The 22151-nt window shown below is 73.3% G+C and carries 13 protein-coding genes and 17 pseudogenes; 12 read left to right on the top strand and 18 right to left on the bottom strand.

All coding sequences use genetic code 11. The features are described from left to right. Positions 1-106: 106 nt before the first annotated feature. The 5 pseudogenes from FF86_RS42755 to FF86_RS07620 all read right to left on the bottom strand — a co-directional run. A pseudogene (locus FF86_RS42755) lies at positions 107-853 on the bottom strand (Ppx/GppA family phosphatase); the annotation flags it as partial. 1 nt (position 854) lies between these two features. Next, positions 855-1324: pseudogene (locus tag FF86_RS42750) on the bottom strand (Ppx/GppA family phosphatase); the annotation flags it as partial. A 36-nt stretch (positions 1325-1360) separates the two neighbouring features. Further along, positions 1361-1947: pseudogene (locus tag FF86_RS07625) on the bottom strand (winged helix-turn-helix domain-containing protein); the annotation flags it as partial. 1 nt (position 1948) lies between these two features. Continuing rightward, positions 1949-2032 (bottom strand): annotated as a pseudogene (locus tag FF86_RS42745) (DNA-binding response regulator); the annotation flags it as partial. A 5-nt stretch (positions 2033-2037) separates the two neighbouring features. Continuing rightward, a pseudogene (locus tag FF86_RS07620) lies at positions 2038-3049 on the bottom strand (sensor histidine kinase); the annotation flags it as partial. Between the two features lie 698 nt (positions 3050-3747). Here FF86_RS07620 and phoU point away from each other — a divergent pair. After that, positions 3748-4395: a phosphate signaling complex protein PhoU gene (gene phoU, locus FF86_RS07615; RefSeq protein WP_055406487.1), complete on the top strand. Its 648-nt coding sequence runs from the start codon at positions 3748-3750 to the stop codon at positions 4393-4395. Positions 4396-4474: 79 nt separating this feature from the next. On the opposite strand, the gene FF86_RS07610 is transcribed toward phoU, so the two are convergent. Continuing rightward, positions 4475-5209, bottom strand: coding sequence for a phosphoglyceromutase (locus tag FF86_RS07610; protein ID WP_044885069.1), 735 nt, complete (start codon positions 5207-5209; stop codon positions 4475-4477). Positions 5210-5880: 671 nt separating this feature from the next. On the opposite strand from FF86_RS07610, the pseudogene FF86_RS07605 reads away from it, so the two are divergent. Together FF86_RS07605 and FF86_RS42735 are read left to right on the top strand one after the other, a co-directional pair. Further along, positions 5881-6743, top strand: a pseudogene (locus FF86_RS07605) (YgfZ/GcvT domain-containing protein); the annotation flags it as partial. 1 nt (position 6744) lies between these two features. Continuing rightward, a pseudogene (locus FF86_RS42735) lies at positions 6745-7038 on the top strand (folate-binding protein); the annotation flags it as partial. A gap of 18 nt (positions 7039-7056) precedes the next feature. Here the strand turns inward: FF86_RS42735 and FF86_RS07600 are convergent. The 10 genes and pseudogenes from FF86_RS07600 to FF86_RS07580 all read right to left on the bottom strand — a co-directional run bounded on the left by FF86_RS07600 (position 7057) and on the right by FF86_RS07580 (position 13439). Then, positions 7057-8406, bottom strand: coding sequence for a hypothetical protein (locus tag FF86_RS07600; protein ID WP_044885067.1), 1350 nt, complete (start codon positions 8404-8406; stop codon positions 7057-7059). Between the two features lie 610 nt (positions 8407-9016). Next, positions 9017-10204 (bottom strand): ABC transporter ATP-binding protein, encoded by a 1188-nt coding sequence (locus tag FF86_RS07595; RefSeq protein WP_082121847.1) that lies wholly within the window; start codon positions 10202-10204, stop codon positions 9017-9019. Further along, a pseudogene (locus FF86_RS42730) lies at positions 10201-10658 on the bottom strand (ABC transporter substrate-binding protein); the annotation flags it as partial. The pseudogene FF86_RS42730 and the gene FF86_RS07595, both read right to left, overlap by 4 nt. A gap of 1 nt (position 10659) precedes the next feature. Beyond that, a pseudogene (locus tag FF86_RS42725) lies at positions 10660-10738 on the bottom strand (hypothetical protein); the annotation flags it as partial. A gap of 1 nt (position 10739) precedes the next feature. Further along, positions 10740-10995: pseudogene (locus FF86_RS42720) on the bottom strand (ABC transporter substrate-binding protein); the annotation flags it as partial. Position 10996: 1 nt separating this feature from the next. Beyond that, positions 10997-11245 (bottom strand): annotated as a pseudogene (locus tag FF86_RS42715) (ABC transporter substrate-binding protein); the annotation flags it as partial. A 1-nt stretch (position 11246) separates the two neighbouring features. Continuing rightward, positions 11247-11559, bottom strand: a pseudogene (locus FF86_RS42710) (ABC transporter substrate-binding protein); the annotation flags it as partial. Between the two features lie 12 nt (positions 11560-11571). Continuing rightward, positions 11572-11844 (bottom strand): annotated as a pseudogene (locus FF86_RS42705) (carbohydrate ABC transporter permease); the annotation flags it as partial. Between the two features lies 1 nt (position 11845). Then, the coding region (locus FF86_RS07585) for a carbohydrate ABC transporter permease (protein WP_242418356.1) at positions 11846-12540 on the bottom strand (695 nt) is incomplete at its 3' end. Next, on the bottom strand, positions 12537-13439 hold the full coding sequence (locus FF86_RS07580; protein ID WP_044885064.1) for a carbohydrate ABC transporter permease: 903 nt from the start codon (positions 13437-13439) through the stop codon (positions 12537-12539). The genes FF86_RS07585 and FF86_RS07580, both read right to left, overlap by 4 nt. Before the next feature lie 387 nt (positions 13440-13826). On the opposite strand from FF86_RS07580, the pseudogene FF86_RS42700 reads away from it, so the two are divergent. The 5 genes and pseudogenes from FF86_RS42700 to FF86_RS07560 all read left to right on the top strand — a co-directional run. Continuing rightward, positions 13827-14009 (top strand): annotated as a pseudogene (locus FF86_RS42700) (DUF349 domain-containing protein); the annotation flags it as partial. Between the two features lies 1 nt (position 14010). Then, positions 14011-15041 (top strand): DUF349 domain-containing protein (locus tag FF86_RS07575; RefSeq protein ID WP_242418355.1); only part of this gene is annotated, 1031 nt, incomplete at its 5' end. Positions 15042-15348: 307 nt separating this feature from the next. Further along, a pseudogene (locus tag FF86_RS42695) lies at positions 15349-15550 on the top strand (helix-turn-helix domain-containing protein); the annotation flags it as partial. A gap of 993 nt (positions 15551-16543) precedes the next feature. After that, positions 16544-17095, top strand: coding sequence for a hypothetical protein (locus FF86_RS07565; RefSeq protein WP_044885061.1), 552 nt, complete (start codon positions 16544-16546; stop codon positions 17093-17095). A gap of 118 nt (positions 17096-17213) precedes the next feature. Continuing rightward, positions 17214-18170, top strand: a complete 957-nt coding sequence (locus FF86_RS07560; RefSeq protein WP_082121846.1) for an aldo/keto reductase — start codon at positions 17214-17216, stop codon at positions 18168-18170. A gap of 120 nt (positions 18171-18290) precedes the next feature. On the opposite strand, the gene FF86_RS07555 is transcribed toward FF86_RS07560, so the two are convergent. Next, complete coding sequence (locus FF86_RS07555; protein WP_055406490.1) at positions 18291-18791, bottom strand: DUF1269 domain-containing protein; 501 nt, start codon at positions 18789-18791, stop codon at positions 18291-18293. 288 nt (positions 18792-19079) lie between these two features. Here FF86_RS07555 and FF86_RS07550 point away from each other — a divergent pair, with 288 nt between their 5' ends. Continuing rightward, positions 19080-19604 (top strand): O-acetyl-ADP-ribose deacetylase, encoded by a 525-nt coding sequence (locus FF86_RS07550; protein ID WP_044885059.1) that lies wholly within the window; start codon positions 19080-19082, stop codon positions 19602-19604. On the opposite strand, the gene FF86_RS07545 is transcribed toward FF86_RS07550, so the two are convergent. Continuing rightward, positions 19570-20433 (bottom strand): hypothetical protein, encoded by an 864-nt coding sequence (locus tag FF86_RS07545; RefSeq protein WP_044885058.1) that lies wholly within the window; start codon positions 20431-20433, stop codon positions 19570-19572. The genes FF86_RS07550 and FF86_RS07545 overlap by 35 nt on opposite strands. Before the next feature lie 353 nt (positions 20434-20786). Between FF86_RS07545 and FF86_RS42690 the strand changes: the two are divergent. The 3 genes and pseudogenes from FF86_RS42690 to FF86_RS42680 all read left to right on the top strand — a co-directional run. After that, positions 20787-21112 (top strand): annotated as a pseudogene (locus FF86_RS42690) (glycosyltransferase); the annotation flags it as partial. A 1-nt stretch (position 21113) separates the two neighbouring features. Next, positions 21114-21801 (top strand): annotated as a pseudogene (locus tag FF86_RS42685) (glycosyltransferase); the annotation flags it as partial. A gap of 1 nt (position 21802) precedes the next feature. After that, on the top strand, positions 21803-22106 hold a 304-nt coding region (locus FF86_RS42680; RefSeq protein ID WP_242418354.1), incomplete at its 5' end, for a glycosyltransferase. Positions 22107-22151 lie beyond the last annotated feature (45 nt).

The raw sequence follows: 22151 nt of genomic DNA, 5'->3' as shown, positions 1-22151 counted from the left end.
CCGGGCTACCTTGCCCTTTTGGGGGACGAACCGGATACTGCTCCCCCGAAGGGCAAGGAAGGAAGTGGGAGGCAGGCAGGCCGAGGGCCGAGGGCCGGCAGGCGGCTCAGGCCGAGGTGAGCCAGTCGAGGCGACGCAGGATGACGCCCTCCCTCAGCGCCCAGGGACAGATCTCCACCTCGTCGATGCTGAACAGGTCGAGTGCCTCGGCGGCGACGACGGCGCCGGCGACGAGCTGCCCCGCCCGCGACGCGGAGACGCCCGGCAGTCCGACCCGCTCCTCGACCGGCATGCGGGACAGCCTCGCCACGACCTCGGTGAGATCGTCGCGGCGCAGCACCCGGCGGGTGTACGGCCCGCGGCTGTAGGGCTCGGCGCCGGCGATGCGCGCCAGCGAGCGGAACGTCTTCGACGTGGCCACCGCCCGGGTGTGCTCGCCGAGGTGGTAGATCGTGCCGACGACCGGCGCGATCTGCGCCCGCACGTAGCGCCGCAACTCGGCGAGCTCAGCCCGCTTGGGCGGGTCGTTGTCGGCCAGCCAGTCCCGGCTGAGCCGGCTGGCGCCCAACGGCAGCGAGGCGACCACCTCCGGGTCCTCGTGCATGCCGGCGCCGATCTCCAGGGAGCCGCCACCGATGTCCAGGGCCAGCAGCCGCCCGGCGCTCCAGCCGAACCAGCGCCGCACGGCGAGGAAGGTGAGCCTGGCCTCCTCCTCGCCCGGCAGGACCCCGATCGCGATCCCGGTCGCCCCCTTGACCCGGTCCAGCACCTGCTCGCCGTTGGTCGCGTCGCGCAGGGCCGAGGTCGCGAAGGCGGCGAGGTCGTGCACCCCGAGGGCGTCCGCCTGCTGGCGNATGTCCAGCACGCAGGCGGTCAGATCACGCTCGCCGTCGGGCCCGAGCGATCCGTCGGCGTCGAGCAGCTCGACCAGCCGCAGCGGAGCCCGCACGCTGGCCGCCGGCTGCGGCTGCCCACCTCGATGGGCATCCACGACCAGCAGATGGACGGTGTTCGATCCGATGTCGATCACACCGAGCCGCATCGGACCGGGATGGGGGCCCACCGGCAGCGGGCTCACGTCGACCGCGGGCCGCGCGGGCACGGACGGAGGCGGGCCGCCGACCACCGCCACGGCCGCGCCGACCGGCCCGACCAGCCCGATCGGCCCGACCTCGGCGGCGTCCCGGGCCTCGACGTCCTGCCGGCCACGGGCCGCCTCGCGGTCTCCCGCGGAGTCCTGACTCTGCGCGGCAGGCTCGGCGCGAGAGGTCGTACGGCTGGCCCCGAGCGGGAACCACCCTGTCGGACGCACGCCACCGAGCACCTGAACACCGCCCCCCTCCAGCCGCGACCTACCTGATCACGGCTCGAACTTGTAGCCCAGGCCCCGCACGGTCACCAGGTGCCGCGGATTCCCGGGTTCGCGCTCAATCTTCGTCCGCAGCCTCTTGACATGTACGTCCAGGGTCTTCGTGTCACCCACGTAGTCCGAGCCCCACACCCGGTCGATCAACTGACCCCGCGTGAGTACCCGCCCGGCGTTGCGTAGGAACATCTCGAGGAGTTCGAACTCCTTGAGCGGGAGGGTGACCGTGCTGCCGTCGACCGTGACGACGTGCCGTTCGACGTCCATCCGGACCGGTCCGGCCTCCAGCGTGGCCTCCGCGACCTCCTCCGTCTCCGACCGGCGGCGCAGCACGGCCCGGATCCGGGCGACGAGCTCGCGGGCCGAGAACGGCTTGGTGACGTAGTCGTCCGCGCCGAGCTCCAGGCCGAGCACCTTGTCGATCTCGCTGTCCCGCGCGGTCAACATGATGATCGGCACGCTGGACCGGGTCCGCAGCGTGCGGCACACCTCGGTGCCGGACAGGCCGGGCAGCATGAGATCGAGCAGGACGAGATCGGCACCGCGCCGGTCGAACTCGGCCAGCGCGCTGGGGCCGTCGGNGACGACCCCCACCTCGAAGCCCTCCCGTTCCAGCATGAAGGACAACGCATCGGAGAAGGACTCCTCGTCCTCGACCACGAGCAGCCGCGTCACCTGTTCGCTCCCCCTGTCACATCGGACGGACCGGCAGACCCGGACCGCTTCCTGTTCCCGGCGGGGCGGGGCGCCGCCCCGCCGGCCTTGCTCCCGCCACCGCCGCCACCCGCACCGCCCGCATCCCCCGCATCGGCACCGGCGATGATGTCGGGATGACCACCCGTCGCGCCCTCCGCGTCGGGGGTCTTGGATCGGGTTGTCGCCGCAGCGCGGCGGTCCTCGAAGGTGAACGACGGCGCCGGACCGGTGAACAGCGGCAGCCGCAGGGTGAACGTGGACCCCGCACCCTCCGCGCTCCACACGGTCACCGACCCACCGTGATTGGTGGCGATGTGCTTGACGATCGCGAGGCCGAGCCCCGTCCCGCCCGTCGCCCGGGAGCGGGCCGGGTCCGCGCGGTAGAACCGCTCGAAGACCCGCTCGAGATCCTTCTCCGCGATCCCGATGCCCTCGTCGGCGACCGAGATCTCCACGGTCGTCCCGCTGCGGCGCACGCCGAGCACCACCCGGGTGCCGCGCGGCGAGTAGCTGATCGCGTTGTCCAGGAGGTTCGCCACCGCGGTGACGAGCTGGTTCTCGTCGCCGAGCACCTGCAGCTCGCCGTCGCCGATCACCGCGATGGAGATCGCCTGCGCCTGGGCGACGAGCCGGGTGCGGTCGACCGCCTCGGCGAGCAGCGCCGCCGTCGGCAGCGGCCGCAGGTCGGGCAGCGGTTCGGCGCCCTGCAGCCGGGACAGGTCGATGATCTCCTGCACCAGCCGGGCGAGCCGGGCCGACTCGTGCGTCATCCGGGAGGCGAACCGACGCACGGCCACCGGGTCCTCGCTGGCCGCGGCGACCGCCTCGGCGAGGACGTGCAGCGCGCCGACCGGCGTCTTGAGCTCGTGGCTGACGTTGGCGACGAAGTCCCGCCGCACCGCCTCGACCCGGCGCGACTCCGTGATGTCATCCAAAATGACGGCGACATGACCGGACGAGTCCAGCAGGCGGGCCCGCGCGCGGACGNCCACGCCCTCCTGGTCGGGCCGGGGTCGGGTCAGCGGCGGCTCGGGTACCGGGGGCAGGTCGATCTGGCGCTCCCGGGCGCTGCCCGCCCCCCGGGTCGCCCGCACCAGCTCGGCCAGCTCCGCCACCGCGAGCTCATCGGAGTCGACCACGCCCATCCGCCTCGCGACCGTGTTGACCAGGACGACCCGGTCGCTGGCGTCCAGGACGATCAGGCCGGTCGGCAGGCCGGAGATGACCCGGCGGACCAGCTTCGCGGGCAGCATCGTCCCACCGTCCGCGCCCCCGTCGGGGCCGGTTGGCGGGGCGCTGCTGCCGGGTACCACCGTCATCGTCCATCCATCGTGTCGGGCCGCCCGGTGGGCGGGGGCGGCTCGGTGTGGTGTGCACCGGTTGTCACGGCATCCGCCGACCTGTCACCCACTCGCCGCATGCTAGGTGCCTACATGCCGCCCGGGCATCGCTCTGCAAGCCTCCACCGCCGATGGTCGCCAGTTGTTCATCGGACCTATCGTCGATGTTCACCGGACCGCGAGGGGTGCGCATCATCGTCGAGGTTCGGCGCGACACAGCGCCGTCATCGCGATCGCGGCGATTCGTCCCATAGTTCGGTTAGTTCGGTTCAAGCCCCATCCCGACAGCCGCCCAGCACCCCACAGCCGCCCCCCCGGCCCACTAGCGAACAGGAGGAGCCGTCCGTGCGGGACGCCTTCACCGATGAACTCGAAAGCATCAACCAGTCCCTGATCGAGATGACCAACCTGGTCGCCTCGGCCATGGCCCGGGCGACGACCGCCCTCCTCGACGCCGACCTCCAGCTCGCCGAGAACGTCATCAGCGGGGACGAGACGGTCGACCTGTTGCGCAACGAGATCGAGGAACGCGCGTTCGACGTCATGGCGCGCCAGGCTCCGGTCGCCACCGACCTGCGGATGATGGTCACCACCCTGCGGATCGTCGCCGACCTGGAGCGGATGGGCGACCTGGCGCTGCACGTGGCGAAGGTGGCGCGCCGCCGGTACCCGGGCCGGGCGATCCCGCCGGAGCTGCGCGCGACCATGCTGGAGATGGGCCAGGTCGCCCAGCGCATCGTCGCGAAGGCCGGCTCGGTGATCGCCAGCCGGGACACCGAGCTCGCCAAGCAGCTCGAGGCGGACGACGACGCGATGGACGGGCTGCACCGCGCCCTGTTCCGAGTGCTGATCGAGAAGCCCTGGCCGCACGGCATGGAGGCGGCGATCGACATCACCCTCTGCGGCCGCTACTACGAGCGGTACGCCGACCACGCGGTCTCCGTGGCCCGCCGGGTGATCTACCTGGTCACCGGGGAGATCGCCGCGTCCTGACCGGCGCCCGGTCCGGCGACTTCCCCGGGACGACGCGCCAGGCCCGCGCGGGTGCCGCGGGCCTGGAGACTGACCGCCGTTACTTCTTCCCCTGGGCGGCGACGGCGGCCGCGGCACTCGCGGCCGCATCCGGGTCGAGGTACCCCGAGTTCAGCACGCCCAGGTTGTCGTCGAGCTCGTACCGCAGGGGGATGCCGGTCGGGATGTTGAGCCCGGCGATGTCGGTGTCGCTGATGTGATCGAGGTGCTTGACCAGGGCCCGCAGCGAGTTGCCGTGCGCGGCGACCAGGACCGTGCGGCCGGCCCGCAGGTCCGGCACGATCGCGTCGTACCAGTAGGGCAGCATGCGGGCGACGACGTCGGCGAGGCACTCGGTGCGCGGGATGAGGTCGGGGGCGAGGTCGGCGTAGCGCTCGTCCACCCCGCTGACCTGCTCCGGACCGATCTCCGGCGGCGGCGTGTCGTACGAACGGCGCCAGAGCTGGAACTGCTCCTCGCCGAACTTCTCCAGCGTCTCGGCCTTGTTCAGACCCTGCAGGCCGCCGTAGTGCCGTTCGTTCAGCCGCCAGCTCCGGCGGACCGGTACCCAGGTCCGCCCGGCGGCGTCCAGCGCCAGCCAGGCGGTGCGGATCGCCCTGGTCAGCAGGGACGTGTGCACGACGTCCGGCAGGACACCGGCCTCGGCCAGCAGCTCACCGCCGCGGGTGGCCTCCTTCAGGCCCTTCTCGGACAGGTCGACGTCCACCCAGCCGGTGAACAGGTTCTCGCGGTTCCAGTTGCTCTCACCGTGGCGGAGCAGGACGAGGGTCGTCATACCCGAGATCCTGCCTGTTCGCCCGGGCCCTCGGCCAGCATTGCCGGTTCCCGCCGCCGGCCGGCCGGATCGCCGCCGGTCGCGGCCGGGGCCGGACGACGCCGACGCCCCACCGAAGGGGCCGGGCACCCGGGTCAGGAACACGCCACTCGGGTCGGGAACACGCCACTCGGGTCGGAAATGAACGACCCCCGGGCGCTCCGCCGCCGCTGGAAGCGGTGGCGGGCCGTCGGGACTTGTCGACGGCGCCCGGGGGTCGGGTGATCTGCCTGGTACTCGCCGGTGCCGGTGCCCGTGGGGCCACCCGGCTAGAGGTGAGGACCACGAGACCGGCTAGCGGACAGTCACCTCACGAGTCCTATGAGCATACAAAGTTTGGACCACCTCCTCTCTCGTGTACCGCAGACGCTACGCGGCCGGGCGGCCACCTCGCAACGCCTTTTCCGCACGCGTCGATGGGACCCTCCCGACACTCCGTTCGGGAACACGGCAAGCCGCCGCCTGCCGCCGCCGCTCCGCGGAGCGACGGAGCGACGGAGCGACGGCTGAGACACCGGTGATACCGGCCCGCCGGAATACCCTGGTCAGGCTGCACATCGAGCGATTGCGCCGGCCCAGCCGGGCCGTGGACGGCGGCCCGGGGCTGCGGGGGGCGACCTAGACTCGACGGTATGACCGCTGGGTCCACCCCGAGCACCACAGCCACCCGATCCCCGCTGCTCGACCTGCCCGGCGCGGTGCCGGCTGCCGGCGACGACGCGGCCGTCGCCGCCCACTACGGCGATCCGCTGCGCGAGCAGCGCGCGCTGCGGGACGGCGCCGCCCTCGTCGACCGGTCGCACCGCGAGGTCGTCCGCATCGGCGGCCCGGACCGGCTGTCCTGGCTGCACAGCATCACCTCCCAGCACCTGTCCGGGCTGGGCGCGCTGCGCGGCAGCGAGGCGCTGGTGCTGTCCCCGCAGGGCCACGTCGAACACCATCTCGTCCTCGCCGACGACGGCACGGCCACCTGGGTGGACGTGGAACCCGGCACGGCCGCCGGGCTGCTGCGTTACCTGGAGTCGATGCGTTTCCTGCTCCGGGTGGAGCCGGCGGACGTCGGCGCGCAGACGGCGGTGCTCAGCGTGGTCGGGCCGGCCGCGGTACCCACCGTCACCGCGGCCCTCGGCGGCGCCGACCTGGACCTGCCCGAGCCGCTCGCCCTCGAGCCCACCGGCGCGCCGGTCACCGGCCCCTACCCGGTGGCCCGAGCCGCAGACGGCACGCTGGTGCGCCGGATGGCGTACGGCGTCGATCTGCTCGTCGACCGGGCGGCGCTCGCGGCGACGACGCAACGGCTGCTCGCGGCCGGCGCGGTGCCCGCCGGGTTGTCCGCCTTCGACGCCATGCGGATCGCCGCCCGCCGACCGCGGCTGGGCCGGGAGACCGACCATCGCACGATCCCGCACGAGGTGGGCTGGCTCGCCGACGCGGTGCACCTGGACAAGGGGTGCTACCGCGGCCAGGAGACGGTGGCCCGGGTGCACAATCTGGGNCGTCCGCCGCGCCGGCTCGTCCTGCTCCACCTCGACGGCGTGGTGGCCGCCCCGGGTTCGGCGGTGACGGCCGACGGGCGTGAGGTCGGCTTCGTCGGCACCTCCGAGATGCACGAGGAGCTCGGCCCCATCGCCCTGGCGATCGTGAAGCGCTCGGTGCCGGCGGGCGCCGCCCTCGTCGTCACCGACCCCGACGGCGCCCCCGTCGCCGCCGCGATCGACCCGGACGACGATGACGGCAACGCGGCGGCCACGCCGAAGCGCCCGGCGGGCCGGCTGCTGCGCTCTTCCTGACGGTCCCGAGGGGTCCGCTCAAAAGGTGCGGGAAAGGGCCTGGTCGAGTTCGTGCGCCTCCGGGTCGGAGCTGTGCCGGCGCAACCGGCGCCGCAGCTCGTCGGCCCGGCGGGCGTTGCGCTTGGAGCGCGTCGCCTCCAGCATCGGCATCGCCTCCCGGGTCAGCGCGCAGCCGTGCTCGACATTGCCCAGGTCGACCTGGACGACGGCCCGGCGCAGCAAGTAGGTTGCCCTGTCCCGGGCCCGCGAGGTCGGCAGGATCGTCAGGGATCTCTCCAGCCACCGGTCTGCCTGCGCAAGGTGGCCAAGATCGATATAGCAACTGCCGATCTGGGCCTGGTACTCGCCCTCGTCGAAATAGTCGGCCCAGGCCGGATCCTCGGGCCGGGCGGCGTCCATCGCCTCCTCCGAACGGGCCAGCGCCTCCGCGCACGCGCTGGCCTCGCCGAGCGCGGCGTGGGCGCGGGCGCGACGCATGTGCAGCATGGCGCCGACCCGGCCGCTGGCCCCCCCGATACTAGTCACGGCGGCCTCCGCGAGATCCACCGCCTCCCGTGGGCGGGCGAAGTCGACGCACTGCAACGACATGTTCTTCAGCACGTTCGCGCCGAGCATCCGGTCGCCACCGGCGTGCGCGGAGTGCAGTGCGGTGATCCAGTAGCGCTGGGCGGCGGTCTGGAAGCCGGCGTCGAAGGAGACCCAGCCGGCGAACCGGGCGAGCTCGGCTGCGACCACATGCAGGTGGCGGCCGACCTGCTCGGTGTAGGACCCGCGGACCAGCAGGTCCGCCACCACCCCGAGCTCCGCGTCGACCAGGCGCCGGACGCTCTCGCCGCCGAGGCGCTCGTCCATCACCCGCAGGCCGGGGATGTTGTGTTCGATCCGGTTCACGATCTGATCGTCGACCCGTCCGCCGTTCAGCGCGGCGGACAGCCGGCTGGGCTCCAGGCCGAGCCACTGCGTCGCGAGCTCCGCGACACCGACCCCGGTGATCGTCAGGAAACCACGCCGGTCGGAGAGGGCGTCCTCGACGACGTCCATGATCGACGTGATGCCACCGGCCGGCGTCCACGGGTACTCGGTGCGCACGGCGTCGCCGGTCGGCAGCCAGGCCGGCCACGGATGCGACTCCAGCCGGTCGTTCGGGACGCCGAGCTCGGCGGCGAGGGCGAGCTGGGAGACCCGGTCCGGGACGACGCCGCGGTGCTCCCAGCGCCAGACCTTCTGGCGCTCGGCCGCCATGTTCGCCACCCCGAGGTCACGGGCGCGACGGGCCACCACACGGGCCAGTCGCTGGTAGGACCAACCACGCTGCGCGCGGACGAATGCGAGCGGATGAGTGCAGGCGTGCGCGTTATCCGTCAGCATCGACGATCTCCTCGAGTTGGAACTCCTGGGTTAATTCTGTGAGCGCCCACTGACGCTATGTCGCGACATCTTGGTGTCCATAGTGATGACCCCGGTGCGATGCGTGCACAGAGGTCACGGCCGGACCACTGGCGGCCGCGATTGCACGGATGTCGCCGGAACTGCCNGGGTATCCGGACGTAATGTCCGGTTCTCGAACGATGCGGTCCGGCGGCCATGACCTCGGGCGTCTTCCGACCGATATGCGCACGGAAACCGCTAGCGGCACATCCCGGTCATGTGCGTCTTGCCCGATAATTACCACACGCACCATCCGAGGGTGGGTCCCGGTTGGACACCGTCCGCGCGGCGGACGTTTGACGTACAGCAAAGCATAGACGGACGCCCACCGTCACCTATTCTCTAAACCGCCGTGACTTCGCCCCAGAATCCGGATTAATCACCCTCGAATTGACCGAGGATGGCGAATTGCGGCGCGGGCCACGGCCGCCGGCCTGGGACCGTGCCCCGAGGGCTGGTCGGAGAATTCGCGACCTGACGGGTTCGCGACCTGACGGGTTCGCGACCTGACGGGTTCGCGACCTGACGGGTTCGCGACCTGACGTCGCGGTCAGGAGTGGTCGAGGCGGTCGCCGCTGGGCGCGAAGAAGGTGAGCGCCGATGTCGGAGCCCGGAGCACCACGGGGGCACCGGGGGTCAGGACGAGGGCGGCGTTCACGCGGACGGCGAGCACGCCGGCGCCCGTGCGGACGTGGACGGTCCGCTCCGCCCCGAGCCGCTCGGAGACGACGACCTCGCCCGACAGCCGCAGCTCAGCGGAACCGCCCGCCCCGCCCGCCCCGCCGAAGCGGCCGGGTTGCCCAGGGACGTCGACAACGTCGACAATGTCGACAACGTCGAGGGCGTCGAGGGCGTCGAGGGTGAAGTGCTCGGGCCGGACTCCGAAAGCCGCCGCGCCCGCGGGCGCCGGCACGTCGAAGCCGTCGGCGCGCAGGCGGCCGCCATGCCAGTGGCCGTCCCAGACGTTCATCGGCGGGCTGCCGACGAAGGCGGCGACGAAGCGGGTGGCGGGCCGGTCGTAGATCTCGTCGGGGGTGCCGATCTGCTGCAGGCGGCCCTCGCCGAGGACAGCGACGCGATCCCCCACGGCCATCGCCTCAGCCTGGTCATGGGTGACGAACAGCGCGGTGGTGCCCAGGCTGCGCAGCAGGCCGACGATCTCGACCCGCAGTTCGACCCGGAGCTGGGCGTCGAGGCCGGACATGGGCTCGTCGAGGAGGATGACGCGCGCCCGGGTGGCCAGCGCCCGGCCGATCGCGACCCGTTGGCGCTGGCCACCGGACATCTGCGCGGGGCGGCGGCCGGCGAGGTCGGCGATGCCGAGCATGGCGAGCGTTTCCCGGGCCCGCGCCACGGCGGCCGACCTCGACAGGCCGCGGCCGTGGCGCAGCGCGAGCGTCAGGTTGTCCAGGGCGGACTTGTGCGGGTAGAGCGCGAAGTGCTGGAAGACCATGGAGACATCCCGGCGGTGCGGCGGGAGGCCGAGCTGGCTGGTCCCGTCGAAGCGCAGGTCGCCGGTGGTCGGCTCGTCCAGCCCGGCGCAGATCCGCAGCAGCGTCGACTTCCCCGAGCCGGACGGCCCGAGCAGCGCGACGATCTCCCCGGGCGCGACCGTGAGCGAGACCTCGTGCAGCGCGTGCACGGAGCCGAACGAGCGGCTGATGCGGTCGAACTCGATCGGTACGCCGGTAACCATCCCGAGCGGGGGAACGGGCCGGGCGGGCGCCGGGGCGCTCACCGGGTCAGCTCCACGGCCTCGGCCTGCGCCGCGGCGAGCGTCTTCGCCGGGTCCTCGCCCTTGAAGATGCGCACCACCTGGTCGGACAGCGCGGTCGGCAGCTCGGCGCCGCGGGCCCCGCCCCACACCGGCGCCTTGACCAGCGAACCGGTGAGCGCGAGGAACGGCTTGAGCTGCGGGTAGGTGTCGTAGAACGAGCCGAGCTGGCTGGTGGCCTGGGTATCGACCGGGATGTAGCTGAGCGCCTCGGTGCTCGCCTCGACGACATCCGGGGACAGCAGGGAGACGACCAGCTCGGTCGCCATCTCCCGCTGGCACCGGTCGGTGGCCAGGACGGTCAGCGCGTTCCCGCCGGCGATCGGGTGCTGGCTACCGCCGGGCAGGGTCGGGAACGGGATGGCACCGGCCCGGAAGCCCTTCGCCCCCTGCCCGGCGATGAACTTCAGCCCGCCGGNGACGGAGGCGACTGACACGACCGTCATCGCGGTCTGCTGACGGATGCCGAAGCGAAGCAGTCCCCCCTGGGTCGGGTCGNCGGACTGCGGGCCGTAGGTGCCGACCTTCGCCAGGAAGGCCGCGGCCTCGCGCGCCGCCGGGGTGGTCAACGCCGGGCGGCCGGCCGCGTCCTGGATCGGGGTGCCCTTGGAACTGGCCAGCGTGTTGAGGATCCACTGCCCGAACTGCTGGCCGGTCGACAGGTCGATCGGCTGGACGTTCTGCCCGGAGGCCTTGATCTTGTCCGCGGCGGCGAGCACCCCGGCGGTGGTGGTGAGGGTGGCGGGGTCGACGCCNGCCTTGGTCAGGACGTCGAGGTTGTAGACCAGGGCGAGCGAGGAGACCTGCTGCGGGATCCCGATCTGCTTGCCGCCGACGGTGCCGAGGCCGAGCAGGCGCTGGTCGTAGGAGGCGCGCAGCAGCCGCGGGGAGAGCTCCTGGGCGCCGAGCTCGCGAGCGAAGACCGGCAGCAGGTCGAAGCCTGCGACCGCGACGTCGACGGACCGGCCCGCCGACCGGTCGGCGCTGATCTGCTGGACGAGCGCGNTGTAGTCGGGAGCGGTGGTGTTCAGGTCCACGGTGAGGCCGGGATGGGCCTTCTCCATGTACGCCTTACCGGACTTCGCCACGTCGTTGAGGGTGCCGACCGCGGCCATCCGCAGGGTCTTCACCTTGGCGGCGCATTCCGGGGACGCCGTCGCGCCGGCCACGTTGTCGACGCCGGCGGCGGCGGAACGCGCGGTCGGACGCAGGCTTTCGGCCGGGTTCGCCGGGCCGGAGTCACCGCCTCCGCCGCATGCCGTCAACGTGAGCATGGTGACCGCCACGGTCAGGGGCAGCAGGCGGCGGATGCGGATCACGCGATGTTCCTCTCAGGCACCGGCGCCCGTGCCGGTGATCCCGGCGGCGAGGCGGCGTTGGGCGACGACGAAGACGGCCAGTGACGGCAGACTGATGATCAGCGCCGCGGCGGCGAGCTCGGCGAAATCGGGGATGATCGCCGAGGAGTCCGTCATCAGGCGGGCGAGGGCGAGCGGCGGGGTGGCGATGCCGGGTGACCGGGCGACCAGCAGCGGCCACAGGTACTCGTTGTAGGAGAGCAGGAAGCTGAACACGGACACCGAGGCGATCGCCGGCGCAGCGAGNGGCACGATGATCGAGCGTAGCGTCCGCCAGGTGCCCAACCCGTCCATCCGCGCGGCGTCGAGGACCGAGGCGGGAATGGTGCTCATGTACTGGCGGAGCATGAAAATCATGCCGGCGTGGGTCATGAACGGCAGCACCAGGCCGACGCGGGTGTCGGCGAAGCCCAGCGCGGAGATCGTCACGTAGTTCGGCACGGCGGTGACCTGAGCGGGCACCAACAGCGTGACCAGCACCACGGCGAACAGGGCGGTACGACCGCGGAAGCGCAGGCAGGCGAAGGCGTAGGCGGCGGGGACGGCCGTGGCGAGCTGGAGCGCGAGGATCGCGAGGCTGACCGCGATCCCCGTGAGCAGCGCGGGTCCGAGGTCGCCGGCGTGCCAGGCCTGGTTGAACGAGTGGAACTGCACACGCGACGGGATGGGGTTGGAGTCCAGCGCGAGGGCGGTCTGCGAAGGTCCGATCGCGGTCCGCAGCATCCAGACGAACGGCAGGACCGCGACCACGATTCCGACGGTGAGCAGGGCGAGGCGCGCGAGGGTCGCGGCGCCCGGCAGCCGACGGCGCGGGCGCGCCGCGCGGGCCGCCGTCGGCGAGGGGGCGGCCGGGCCGCGGCGACCAGCCGGCGCGGGCGGGCCGGCCGGCGTGGGTGGGCGGGATGCGCCGATCGGGGCGTCGCTGTTGGTCCCGGCGCTCACGCGGCGGCCTCCCGGGCCCGCCGGATACGCCGCCCGAGCAGCGCTCCGCCGGCGCCGAGCGCCACGATGACGGCGAGCAGCAACAGAGCGATCATCGAGGCATATCCGATGCGGAACGATCCGGTGAAACCGACCTCGTAAATGTAGTAAATGATGGTGGTGCTCGAGTTCAGGGGGCCGCCCTTGGTGAGGACGGCGACCGTCTCGAAGGTCTGCAGCGTCAGGATCGTCACGAAGACGCCCAGGAAGACCGTGGTGGGCGCCAGCAGCGGCAGGGTGATGTGGCGCAGTCGGGCGAACCCGCGGATGCCGTCGACGTCGGCCGCCTCATAGACCGAACGCGGAATGGCGGTCAGGCCGGCCAGGTAGACGATGAACACGAAGCTGGTCAACCGCCAGCCGCCGACGAGGGCGACCACCGGCAGAGCGGTCGAGGTGTCGCCGAGCCAGTCGACCGGCGCCACCCCGAACAGCCCGACCACCGTGTTCGCGAACCCGTCGGGACTGCTGTCGAACATGTACGCGAACACCACCGCCATCGCGACGATGTTCGCGCTGACCGGCAGGAACAACGCGAAGCGCACCAGGGCGCGGCCGTGGGCCACCCGCTCCGCGGCCAGCGCCAGCGCCAGCCCGATCGCAACGGCGGGGATGACCGTGATGAGGCAGTAGACGAGGGTGTTGCGCACGGCCCCGCCGAGGTCGGAGTCGGAGAAGGCGGTGCGGGCGTTCGCCGTGCCCACCCAGCCGAAATGCGGGCCGGTCAGCGTCTTGTCGGTCCCCGCGATGAAGGCCGAGACCAGGGCGGGCCCGAGGACGAACACGCCCAGCCCGACGAAGGCGGGCGCCAACAACGCACCGACTCGCCAGCCCACCCGGCCGCCACCCACCCCGGTCATCCACCTGCCCCGGTCATCCACGCACCGCGCATCCTCCATGCACCGCACTCATCACGGTTACGCATCTTGGCCCCACCCATGGCGGGATGCCTAGACCGGGGTCGGACCACCAAATGAACAACCGGTGCCTTCCTGTGACCCTCCGGCCTGTGACCCTCCGGCCTGTGACCCTCCGGGCGGCGAGCCGCCGGCCGGAGCCGCGGACGGCCGGCCGGCGGGCGTGTGGACCGATGCCACCAGCGGGCATCGGCGGTCCGCGGGCCGGATCCCGGCGCGCCGCGCCGGTGCGGGCACCGATTCATGGTGTCCGGATACGTGGCGGCCGTCCCCTCCGCGGCCGACGCCTGCAAGAATGACAGGAAACGTCAGTCGATCTTCGGGAACACGATGAGTGACCGCAGCGAATCCGGCCAAGCGTCCCCCTGGGGGCGCGTCGCCGACGACGGCACCGTCTTCGTTCGCACGGCGAGCGGTGAGCGCGCCGTCGGATCGTGGCGGGCCGGAAGTCCCAGCGAGGGCCTGGCCCACTTCGAGCGCCGTTACGACGATCTGAGTGCCGAGGTCGTGCTGNTGGAACGGCGGCTGACCCTCAGCGGGGTCGATCCGGGCGGGATCGCCGGCAGCGCCCGCCGGCTGCTCGACTCCCTCGACTCCGCCGCCGTCGTCGGTGATCTCGATGCCCTGCGCGCCCGGCTCGAGACCGTCCTCGCGGGCACCGAGGAACGGCGCACCGTGCTCGCCGCCGAGCGGGCCGAGCGGACCGCCCGGATCGCCGCAGCCAAGGAGGAGCTGGTCGCCGAGGCCGAAAGGCTCGGCCGCAGCTCGGAGTGGAAGACCGCCGGCGAGCGGTTCCGCACCCTCGCCGAGGAGTTTCGGGCCGTCGGCTCCCTCGACAAGCGCACCGACTCGGCGCTGTGGCGGCGCATCACCGGAGCCCGCGAGGAGTTCACCCGCCGGCGCACCGCGCACTTCGCCGCCCTGGACACCCAGCGGGCCCGTTCACGGGAGCGGAAGGAGGCGATCATCGCCGAGGCGGAGGCGCTGGTCGACTCCTCCGACTGGGTCGGCACGACCGCCCGCTACCGGGCCCTGCTCGCCGACTGGAAGGCGGCGGGGCGGGCGGCCAAGGACGTCGACGACGCGCTGTGGAGCCGGTTCCGCGAGGTGCAGGACGTCTTCTTCAGCCGGCGCAACGCCGCGAACGCCGAGCGGGACGCGGAGCTGCGGGACAACCAGGTCCAGAAGGAGAAGCTGCTGGCCGAGGCGACCGCGCTCGACCCGGCAGACACCGAGCGCTCGCTGCGGCGCCTGCGCGAGCTGCAGGACCGGTGGGACGAGATCGGCCGGGTTCCCCGCGAATCGGCCGGCACGCTCGAACGCCAGATGGCGGCGATCGGCGACAAGCTGCGCGAGGCCGCGGACGCCCGGTGGGCGCAACGTTCCATCGCCGCCTCGCCCTTCGTGACCAGGCTGCGAGAGTCCGTCGCCAAGCTGGAGGTCAAACTCGCCCGCGCCCAGGCCGCCGGGCGCACCAAGGAGATCGCCGAGACCGAGGCTGCGCTGGCCACCCAGCGCGCGTGGCTGGCCCAGGCCGAGAACTGACCGCCCCGGACCATCCCAGGCCTGAGGCGGTCGCGGCGGTCGCGGGCGATCGCCGCCCGTCCACCGATCGCCCGCCCGGGCCGGCGGATATCCGGCGCCCTCCGGACGGAGCGCCCCCAAGGTGCTAACTCGCGCGCTTGCCAGAGTTAGCACTCGGACGTATCGTCGATCGTGTTGACGTTGCGTTGTGCCGGGCTCCCNGTCCCGGTGGCCGAGCGCCGATCACCGTCGGCGGCGTCCTCGGTGCGGGGTGCCCGCAGCGGTCGGGCACGGCCCGACCCGTCCGTCGAAGGAGGCGTGTGACCCGGTGGCGGCCCTGAATGTGCGCGATCTCGGCGATTTCATCCGGGATCAGCGGCGCGCCGCGCAGATCTCCCTTCGTCAACTCGCCAAGCAGGCGGGGGTGAGCAACCCTTACCTCAGCCAGATCGAGCGAGGTCTGCGCCGACCGTCCGCGGAGATTCTCCAGCAGATCGCCAAGGCACTGCGCATCTCCGCCGAGGTGCTCTNCGTCCAGGCCGGAATTCTGGAGGAACGGCACGGCGGCGAGGACGTCATGGCGGCGATCCTCGCGGACGATTCCCTTTCCGAGCGGCAGAAGCAGGTGGTGCTCGACATCTACGAGGCGTTCTGCACGGAGAACGCCGTCGCCGCCCGAGCCGGCGCGGCGGCCGGCGGCCCCGCCGTGGGCGGCACCGGCGTGGATGACGGCACCGGTGCGGATGACGGCACCGGCGTGGGTGCGAGTGCCGGCGGCGAAGCGGGCGGCGCGGCCGTTGCAGGCGGCGACACCGCCGGCGGTGCGCGGGTGACCGCGGCGGCGAAGACCCGCCCCGCGGGTACCGCCCGCCGGCGGCCCACCAGTCGTCGCGCCGCTGCCGAGGCGGCGCAGGACGCTCCGGGCGCGGCGGTGCCGGCCGACGACGCGGCGGCGCAACCCGTCGCCCCGGAAGCGCCGAAGCGCCGTAGCCCCAAGCGGGCGACGACGGCCACCCGCGGCGGCTCGGAGGGGACCCGGCGGACCAGGTCGGCCGGCGGCACCTCGCCGACCGCAGCCACCGCCCGCTCCCGTCGCCGCACCACCGCCCCGCCAGATGCCCCCGGCTCCGACACCACCCCCGGCTCCGACACCACTCCCGGTCCCGACACCACCACTGGTCCCGACGCCCGCACCGGCTCGGCCACCACCAGCGGCTCGAACGGCACCACCGGTTCGAACGCCACCCCGAGGCCGGGCACGGCTGGGTCCGCCGGCGGGGCCGGCGCCTGACCTGCCCCTGGGCGTCCGCCCCGCAGCCGGAGGGGAGCGCCACACCGGCACCGGTCTGCCCGGCCGCGACCAGACCGGCTGATCCGGCGCCACGACACCACGACACCACGACGCCACGTCGACCGCACCGCCCTGACCCGACAGCCGCCACCGGAGCGCACCCGGAGCGACGGCCGAAACCCCAGGAATCATCTACACGACAACAACAGATCCTCGACCCGAGGGAGACACCATGCCAACCACGCGCACGACATCCCGCACCGCGAGCCGCCCGGCCAACCGGTCCGCCGCCCGCCCCAGCGCCCGCGCCACCGCCCAGACCCGCGGCGACGAGGCCGAGGTGAAGGCCGAGATCAGGGTTCCGCTGGCGGAGGTCCGCAAGCCGATCTACGCCTCGGTGGGGGCCGCCGACCTCGCCGTCGCGAAGCTGCTCGCCCTGCCCACGACGACGAGCAGCGAGGTGCGCCGGCTCTCCGACCGGGTCGGGTCGCTGCCCGTGCAGGCCGCCCGGGTCCCCACCCAGGTGGGAACCGCGGTTCGCGCGCTGCCGGCCACCGTGACCTCCCAGATCTCGGACCTGCAGGACCGCGCCACCCAGCTCTACAACACCTTCGCGTCGCGCGGGGAACGCCGGGTGGCGAGCATCCGGCGCAGCCCGTCCACCGCGGAGGCCGAGCACCGCACGAGGACCGCGGTCAGCCAGACCCGCGCGGCGCGCACGTCGACCCGCCGGGCGGCAGAGGCGGTCGGCCGCGCGGTGGTCGACGCCGCTCCAGAGAAGTAACGCAGAGTAAACCAGCACGCATCGGATCCACTATGGACGATCACCGGTGTGCACAGGTCGACCGCCGCCCGCGGACCTGGTGTCCGCGGGCGGCACTCCGATGTGTTGTATTGAGTACATGCGCTATCGCCCGCTGGGATCGTCCGGACTGCTCGTGTCAGTCGTCGGTCTGGGATGCAACAATTTCGGCTCACGCGTCGACCTGGCCGGCACCCGCGCGGTCGTCGATGCCGCGCTCGACGCCGGGATCACTTTCTTCGACACCGCCGACACCTACGGGAACAAGGGTGGTTCGGAGACTCTGCTCGGGCACGTTCTGCGGGGCCGCCGTGATGACGTCGTTCTTGCCACGAAATTCGGCAGCGACATGGGCGGCATGTACGGCCAGGACTTCAGCGCCCGGGCATCGCGGCGGTACATCCGCAAGGCCGTCGAGGGTTCCCTGAGCCGGCTGCAGACGGACTACATCGACCTGTACCAGCTCCACAAGCTGGATGCCTTCACCCCGATCGAGGAGACTCTCGAGGCGCTCGACGAGATCCTCAAGGAGGGCAAGGTCCGCTACATCGGCGCCTGCAACCTCGACGCCTGGCAGGTCGCGGACGCCGAGTGGACCGCGCGGGCCTCCGGCGCCACCCGGTTCATCTCCGCCCAGAACCATTACAGCCTGCTCGAGCGCGGCGTCGAGGCGGAACTGGTGCCGGCCACGCTGAAGTACGGCATCGGCGTCATCCCCTACTTCCCGCTTGCAAACGGGCTACTCACCGGCAAGTACCAGCGCGACGAGGCGCCGGCGCCCGGGACCCGGCTCGCCGGGCGGCAGGACGAGCTGACCGACGAGGTCTTCGACCGCGTCGACGTGCTGGAGACCTTCGCTCGGGAGCGGGACCGTTCCCTGCTCGACGTGGCGATCGGCGGACTGGCCGCGCAGCCCGGCGTCGCCTCGGTCATCGCCGGCGCGACGAGCGCGGTCCAGGTTCGGGCGAACGCCGCGGCCGGCCAGTGGCAGCCCCGCCCGGACGACCTCGCGGTGCTCGACAAGATCGCGCCGACTCGCCGCCCCGCCGGTTCCTGACGCCCGAGACTGCGGCGGGCGGCCACCGCGCCCGCCGCGACCGGCCCGCAGGTGGCGGCGGCCGTCGGCCCGGCCAGGTCAAGCCGCCGTCGGCGCGGCCTGGCCCGGTTGCGGGGGCCGTCAGGCGGGCACGGGCCGGCGGCCCAGGGCCCGGACCAGCCGGCGTTGCCGCTCCGGGGGCAGGGTCGTCATGATGACGACCGGATGGTAGGGGCGCAGCACGTCAGTGACCTCGTCGGCCGCCGAGCGGCGCACCAGGGCGAAGATTGCGGCTCGTCCCGGCTGCAGGTACCCGGCGATGCGCCGGACCAGATCATCGTCCACGCCCGGCCCGCTGAGCCGGCTGGCGAGCGCCCCGGCGCCCGCCCCGATGCCGAGGCCGACGAACGGGGCGAGGAACACCGTTCCGATCACCCCTCCGCACAGGGCCCCGCCGAGAGCGGCGGTCCGGGCCGGGTTGGCCACGCGGCGGATCGTGACGTGGCCGCGCTCATCCCGCCAGACCAACGTGCCGTCGGCCAGGTCAAGCCGCTTGTCCCGGCGTAGTCGGCGGCCGAGTGACCAGGCCTGCCGCGCCTGCTCCACGCTGTCGAACCCGAGAACCACGAGCTGCTCCGCCATCGCCGCCGTCCCTTCCAGCCTTCCGGCTTCCTCTCCTGTCCTGAGCCCGGCCCGCTGCGAGACCGGACATCCTCCATCGGATCGCAGTCCCCGTCCACCCGCAAACGCGCCACTCCGTGCGGGCCCCTCCGATCCCTTGCCGGGCGGATCCAGCGATGCTCCCATGGCGTGCCCTCCCCCACGGGAGGGCACCCGGAGGGGAGGGCACGCCGTCGCGCCCGGCGGCCACCGGCACGATTCCGCCGGGGGACGGGCATACCGGGTTCCGCGTCGGGGAGACTCGGCCGCATGGTGCACGTGACCCTGCAGCAGGGCGACATCACGCTCGTCGAGGCCGACGCGATCGTCAACGCCGCCAACAGCGGACTGCTCGGCGGTGGGGGCGTCGACGGCGCGATCCACGCCGCCGGCGGCCCGGAGATCCGTGCCGCCTGCGAGCGGCTGCGCGCGACCTGTCTGCCGCGGGGGCTGCCGACCGGTGAGGCGGTGGCAACGCCGGCGGGCCGGCTGGCCGCCCGGCACGTCATCCACGTCGTCGGCCCGGTATACGACCCGGCCGAGGACCGCTCCGCGCTGCTGCGGTCCGCCTACACGCGGGCGCTGGCGGTCGCCGACGAGCTCGGCGCGGCCAGTGTCGCCTTTCCCGCCGTCAGCGCCGGGGTGTACGGCTGGCCGTTGGACGACGCCGCCCGCCTGGCGGTGACCGCCGTCCTCACGGCCGACACCCGGGTCGCGCAGGCGCGCTTCGTGCTGTTCGACGATCGGGCGTACCGCGCGTTCAGCGCGGCGCTGGCGGCGGCCAGTCGACGGTGAGCTCGCCCAGCCGCCAGCGCCGGGCGTCTCCGCGCACCGGCCAGCCCTGCGCCCGTAGCTCGCCCGCTGCGGCGATCCAGCGCTGCCGGGGCGAGAACACCGCCCGTGGCGCGGCCCGTTCCCAGGCCCGATCGAGCGCCGTAAGCAGGCGGTGGACGTCGTGACCGGGCACGTTGTGTTCGATCAGCGCCTTGGGTAGCCGCTCGGCGAGCTCGGAGGGGCGGCCGAGGCTCGGCAGGTGGGCCGAGAGCGTCAGGGTCGGCCGGGCGGCGACCCGCCCGGCGGCGAGCCAGCCGGGCGGGCTCCCCGGGGCCGGCAGGCAGAACCAGCAGGCCCGCCGGCCGATCTCGTCGCAGGTCCCCTCGACGAGCAGGCCGCCGGGGGCCAGCCGCGCCGTCATCGTCGCCCAGGCGTCGGCGACGGCCGGTTCGGGGTACTGACGTAGCACGTTCAGGGCGCGGACCACGACGGGACGCGTCGCCGCGGGTGGCAGCTCGAACCCGCCGCGGGCGAAGGTCAGGCCGGGCGGCCGGGCGGCACCGGCCGCGGCTGCCACTCGCTGCGAGTCGAGTTCGAGGCCGACGACGCGCACCCGCGGGCAGGCCGTCCGCAGCCGCCGGTGGAGTTCGACGGTGGTGACCGGCGAGGCGCCGAAGCCGAGATCGACGACAAGCGGGTCCGCGCTGCCCCGCAGCAGGGGGCCGGCGGCGTCGAGCAGCCAGCGGTCGACCCGCCGCAGCCGGTTCGGCGCCGTGGTACCCCGGGTGGGTACCCCGAGGGCGCGGGCCCGGCCGGCCGCGAGGCGCGGGGCGCGGCTGGGATTCGACACCCGACCAGCCTCGCAGATCGGCCGTTCCGGTCGGGTCGGGCACCCGGCCCGACCGCCGACGTCGTCGCCTCCCGGCGCCGCAGCGGTGACCCGGACCGCGGTCGACCGCCCGGTCGGGCCGGCGCCCGGGGCGCGTCGCCGCGTCTGTTTCCTTACAGCTTTGTGACCGCCGGCCCGGCGGCCTCGCCGCGTGCACCCCTGTGACCTGCAATAACAGCGTCTTTTGCCACCTGTCGCGGGCGGCGGGGCGGGGGGGCGACCAGTTGACCGGACAACGGGGCGGGTAGAACGGTGGTTGTCGTGTCGGTCCTGTGCAGGGTTGGTCGTGCCGGGCAGGCGACCCAGACGGATGGATGCGGAGGTGCCCGGTGCGGTTGATCAGGAGCAGTGCCGCGGCCCGCGCCGAGCCAGACCGGGGCGCCCGGCCCCGGCGCGTGGCGATGCTGTCCATGCACACCTCGCCGATGGAGCAGCCGGGCACGGGGGACGCCGGCGGGCTGAACGTCTACGTGGTGGAGCTCTCGCGGCAGCTCGCGGCGCTCGGCGTCGAGGTCGAGGTGTTCACCCGAGCGGTGAGCAGCAAGCTGCCGACCTCGGCGGAGCTGGCCCCGGGTGTGACGGTGCGTCACGTCGACGCCGGGCCGTTCGAGGAGGTCCACCGCGAGGACCTGCCGGCCTGNCTGTGCGCGTTCACCGCGGACGTGCTGCGCGCGGAGGCGGGGCACGAGCCGGGCTACTTCGACGTCATCCATTCGCACTACTGGCTGTCCGGCCAGGTCGCCCTCGCGGTCGCCCGGCGATGGGGCGTGCCGTTCGTGCACACCTCCCACACCCTGGCGAAGATCAAGAACGGCGCGCTGGCCGTCGGGGACCGCCCCGAGCCGCCCGGCCGGCTGCTGGGCGAGCAGGAGGTCATCGCCGGCTCCACCCGGCTGATCGCCTCCACCGCGGACGAGCGCGGCCATCTCATCGACCTCTACGGCGCCGCCCCCGACCGGGTCGACGTCGTCGCGCCGGGCGTCGACCTGGAGATCTTCCGGCCGGGCGACGCGGCGCAGTCGCGGGCGCGCCTCGGCCTCGACCCGGACGGCGACCTGCTGCTGTTCGTCGGCCGGATCCAGCCGCTCAAGGCGCCGGACCTGCTGCTGCACGCCGCCGCCGAGCTGCTGCGCCGCGATCCGACCCGCCGTTCGAGGCTGACCGTCGCCGTCGTCGGCGGCCCCAGCGGCTCGGGGCTGGAGCAGCCGGACGCCCTGGTCAAACTCGCCGCGGACCTGGGGATCTCCGATCTCGTCCGGTTCCAGCCGCCGGCACCACAGCACGAGCTGGCCCACTGGTACCGGGCCGCCACCGCCGTGGTGGTCCCCANTCACAGCGAGAGCTTCGGCCTCGTCGCGTTGGAGGCCCAGGCCTGCGGCACGCCGGTGGTCGCCGCCGCGGTCGGCGGCCTGCGCACCGCCGTCGCCGACGGGGTCTCCGGCCTGCTCGTCGCCGGCCGTGACCCGGCCCGCTACGCCGACACGCTGGACCGGCTGCTGCGCCAGCCACACTGGCGCAGCCGCCTGTCCGCCGGCGCGGTCGGCCGGGCGGCCGGCTTCGGCTGGTCGGCCACCGCCCGCGGGGTGCTGCGCAGCTACCGGCACGCGCTGAGCCCCGCCGCCGTCGCGGTGTGAACCGTCGAGCCGGGTGGGAGGATCTCCACCTGATCCGGATCCGGN

Origin of the sequence: Frankia sp. CpI1-P (assembly GCF_001421075.1) — a bacterium.
Taxonomy (GTDB): Bacteria; Actinomycetota; Actinomycetes; order Frankiales; family Frankiaceae; genus Frankia; species Frankia torreyi.
Note: the sequence above shows the minus strand (reverse complement) of the source record. Positions and strands in the feature narration are given on the sequence as shown.

Excerpts from the sequence above, each read along its gene's own strand:
- FF86_RS07610 (WP_044885069.1), bottom strand. The coding sequence starts at position 5,209 with ATGACGACCCTCGTCCTGCTCCGCCACGGTGAGAGCAACTGGAACCGC.
- FF86_RS07600 (WP_044885067.1), bottom strand. The coding sequence starts at position 8,406 with ATGCTGACGGATAACGCGCACGCCTGCACTCATCCGCTCGCATTCGTC.
- FF86_RS07580 (WP_044885064.1), bottom strand. The coding sequence starts at position 13,439 with ATGACCGGGGTGGGTGGCGGCCGGGTGGGCTGGCGAGTCGGTGCGTTG.
- FF86_RS07565 (WP_044885061.1), top strand. The coding sequence starts at position 16,544 with ATGCCAACCACGCGCACGACATCCCGCACCGCGAGCCGCCCGGCCAAC.
- FF86_RS07560 (WP_082121846.1), top strand. The coding sequence starts at position 17,214 with ATGCGCTATCGCCCGCTGGGATCGTCCGGACTGCTCGTGTCAGTCGTC.
- FF86_RS07555 (WP_055406490.1), bottom strand. The coding sequence starts at position 18,791 with ATGGCGGAGCAGCTCGTGGTTCTCGGGTTCGACAGCGTGGAGCAGGCG.
- FF86_RS07550 (WP_044885059.1), top strand. The coding sequence starts at position 19,080 with ATGGTGCACGTGACCCTGCAGCAGGGCGACATCACGCTCGTCGAGGCC.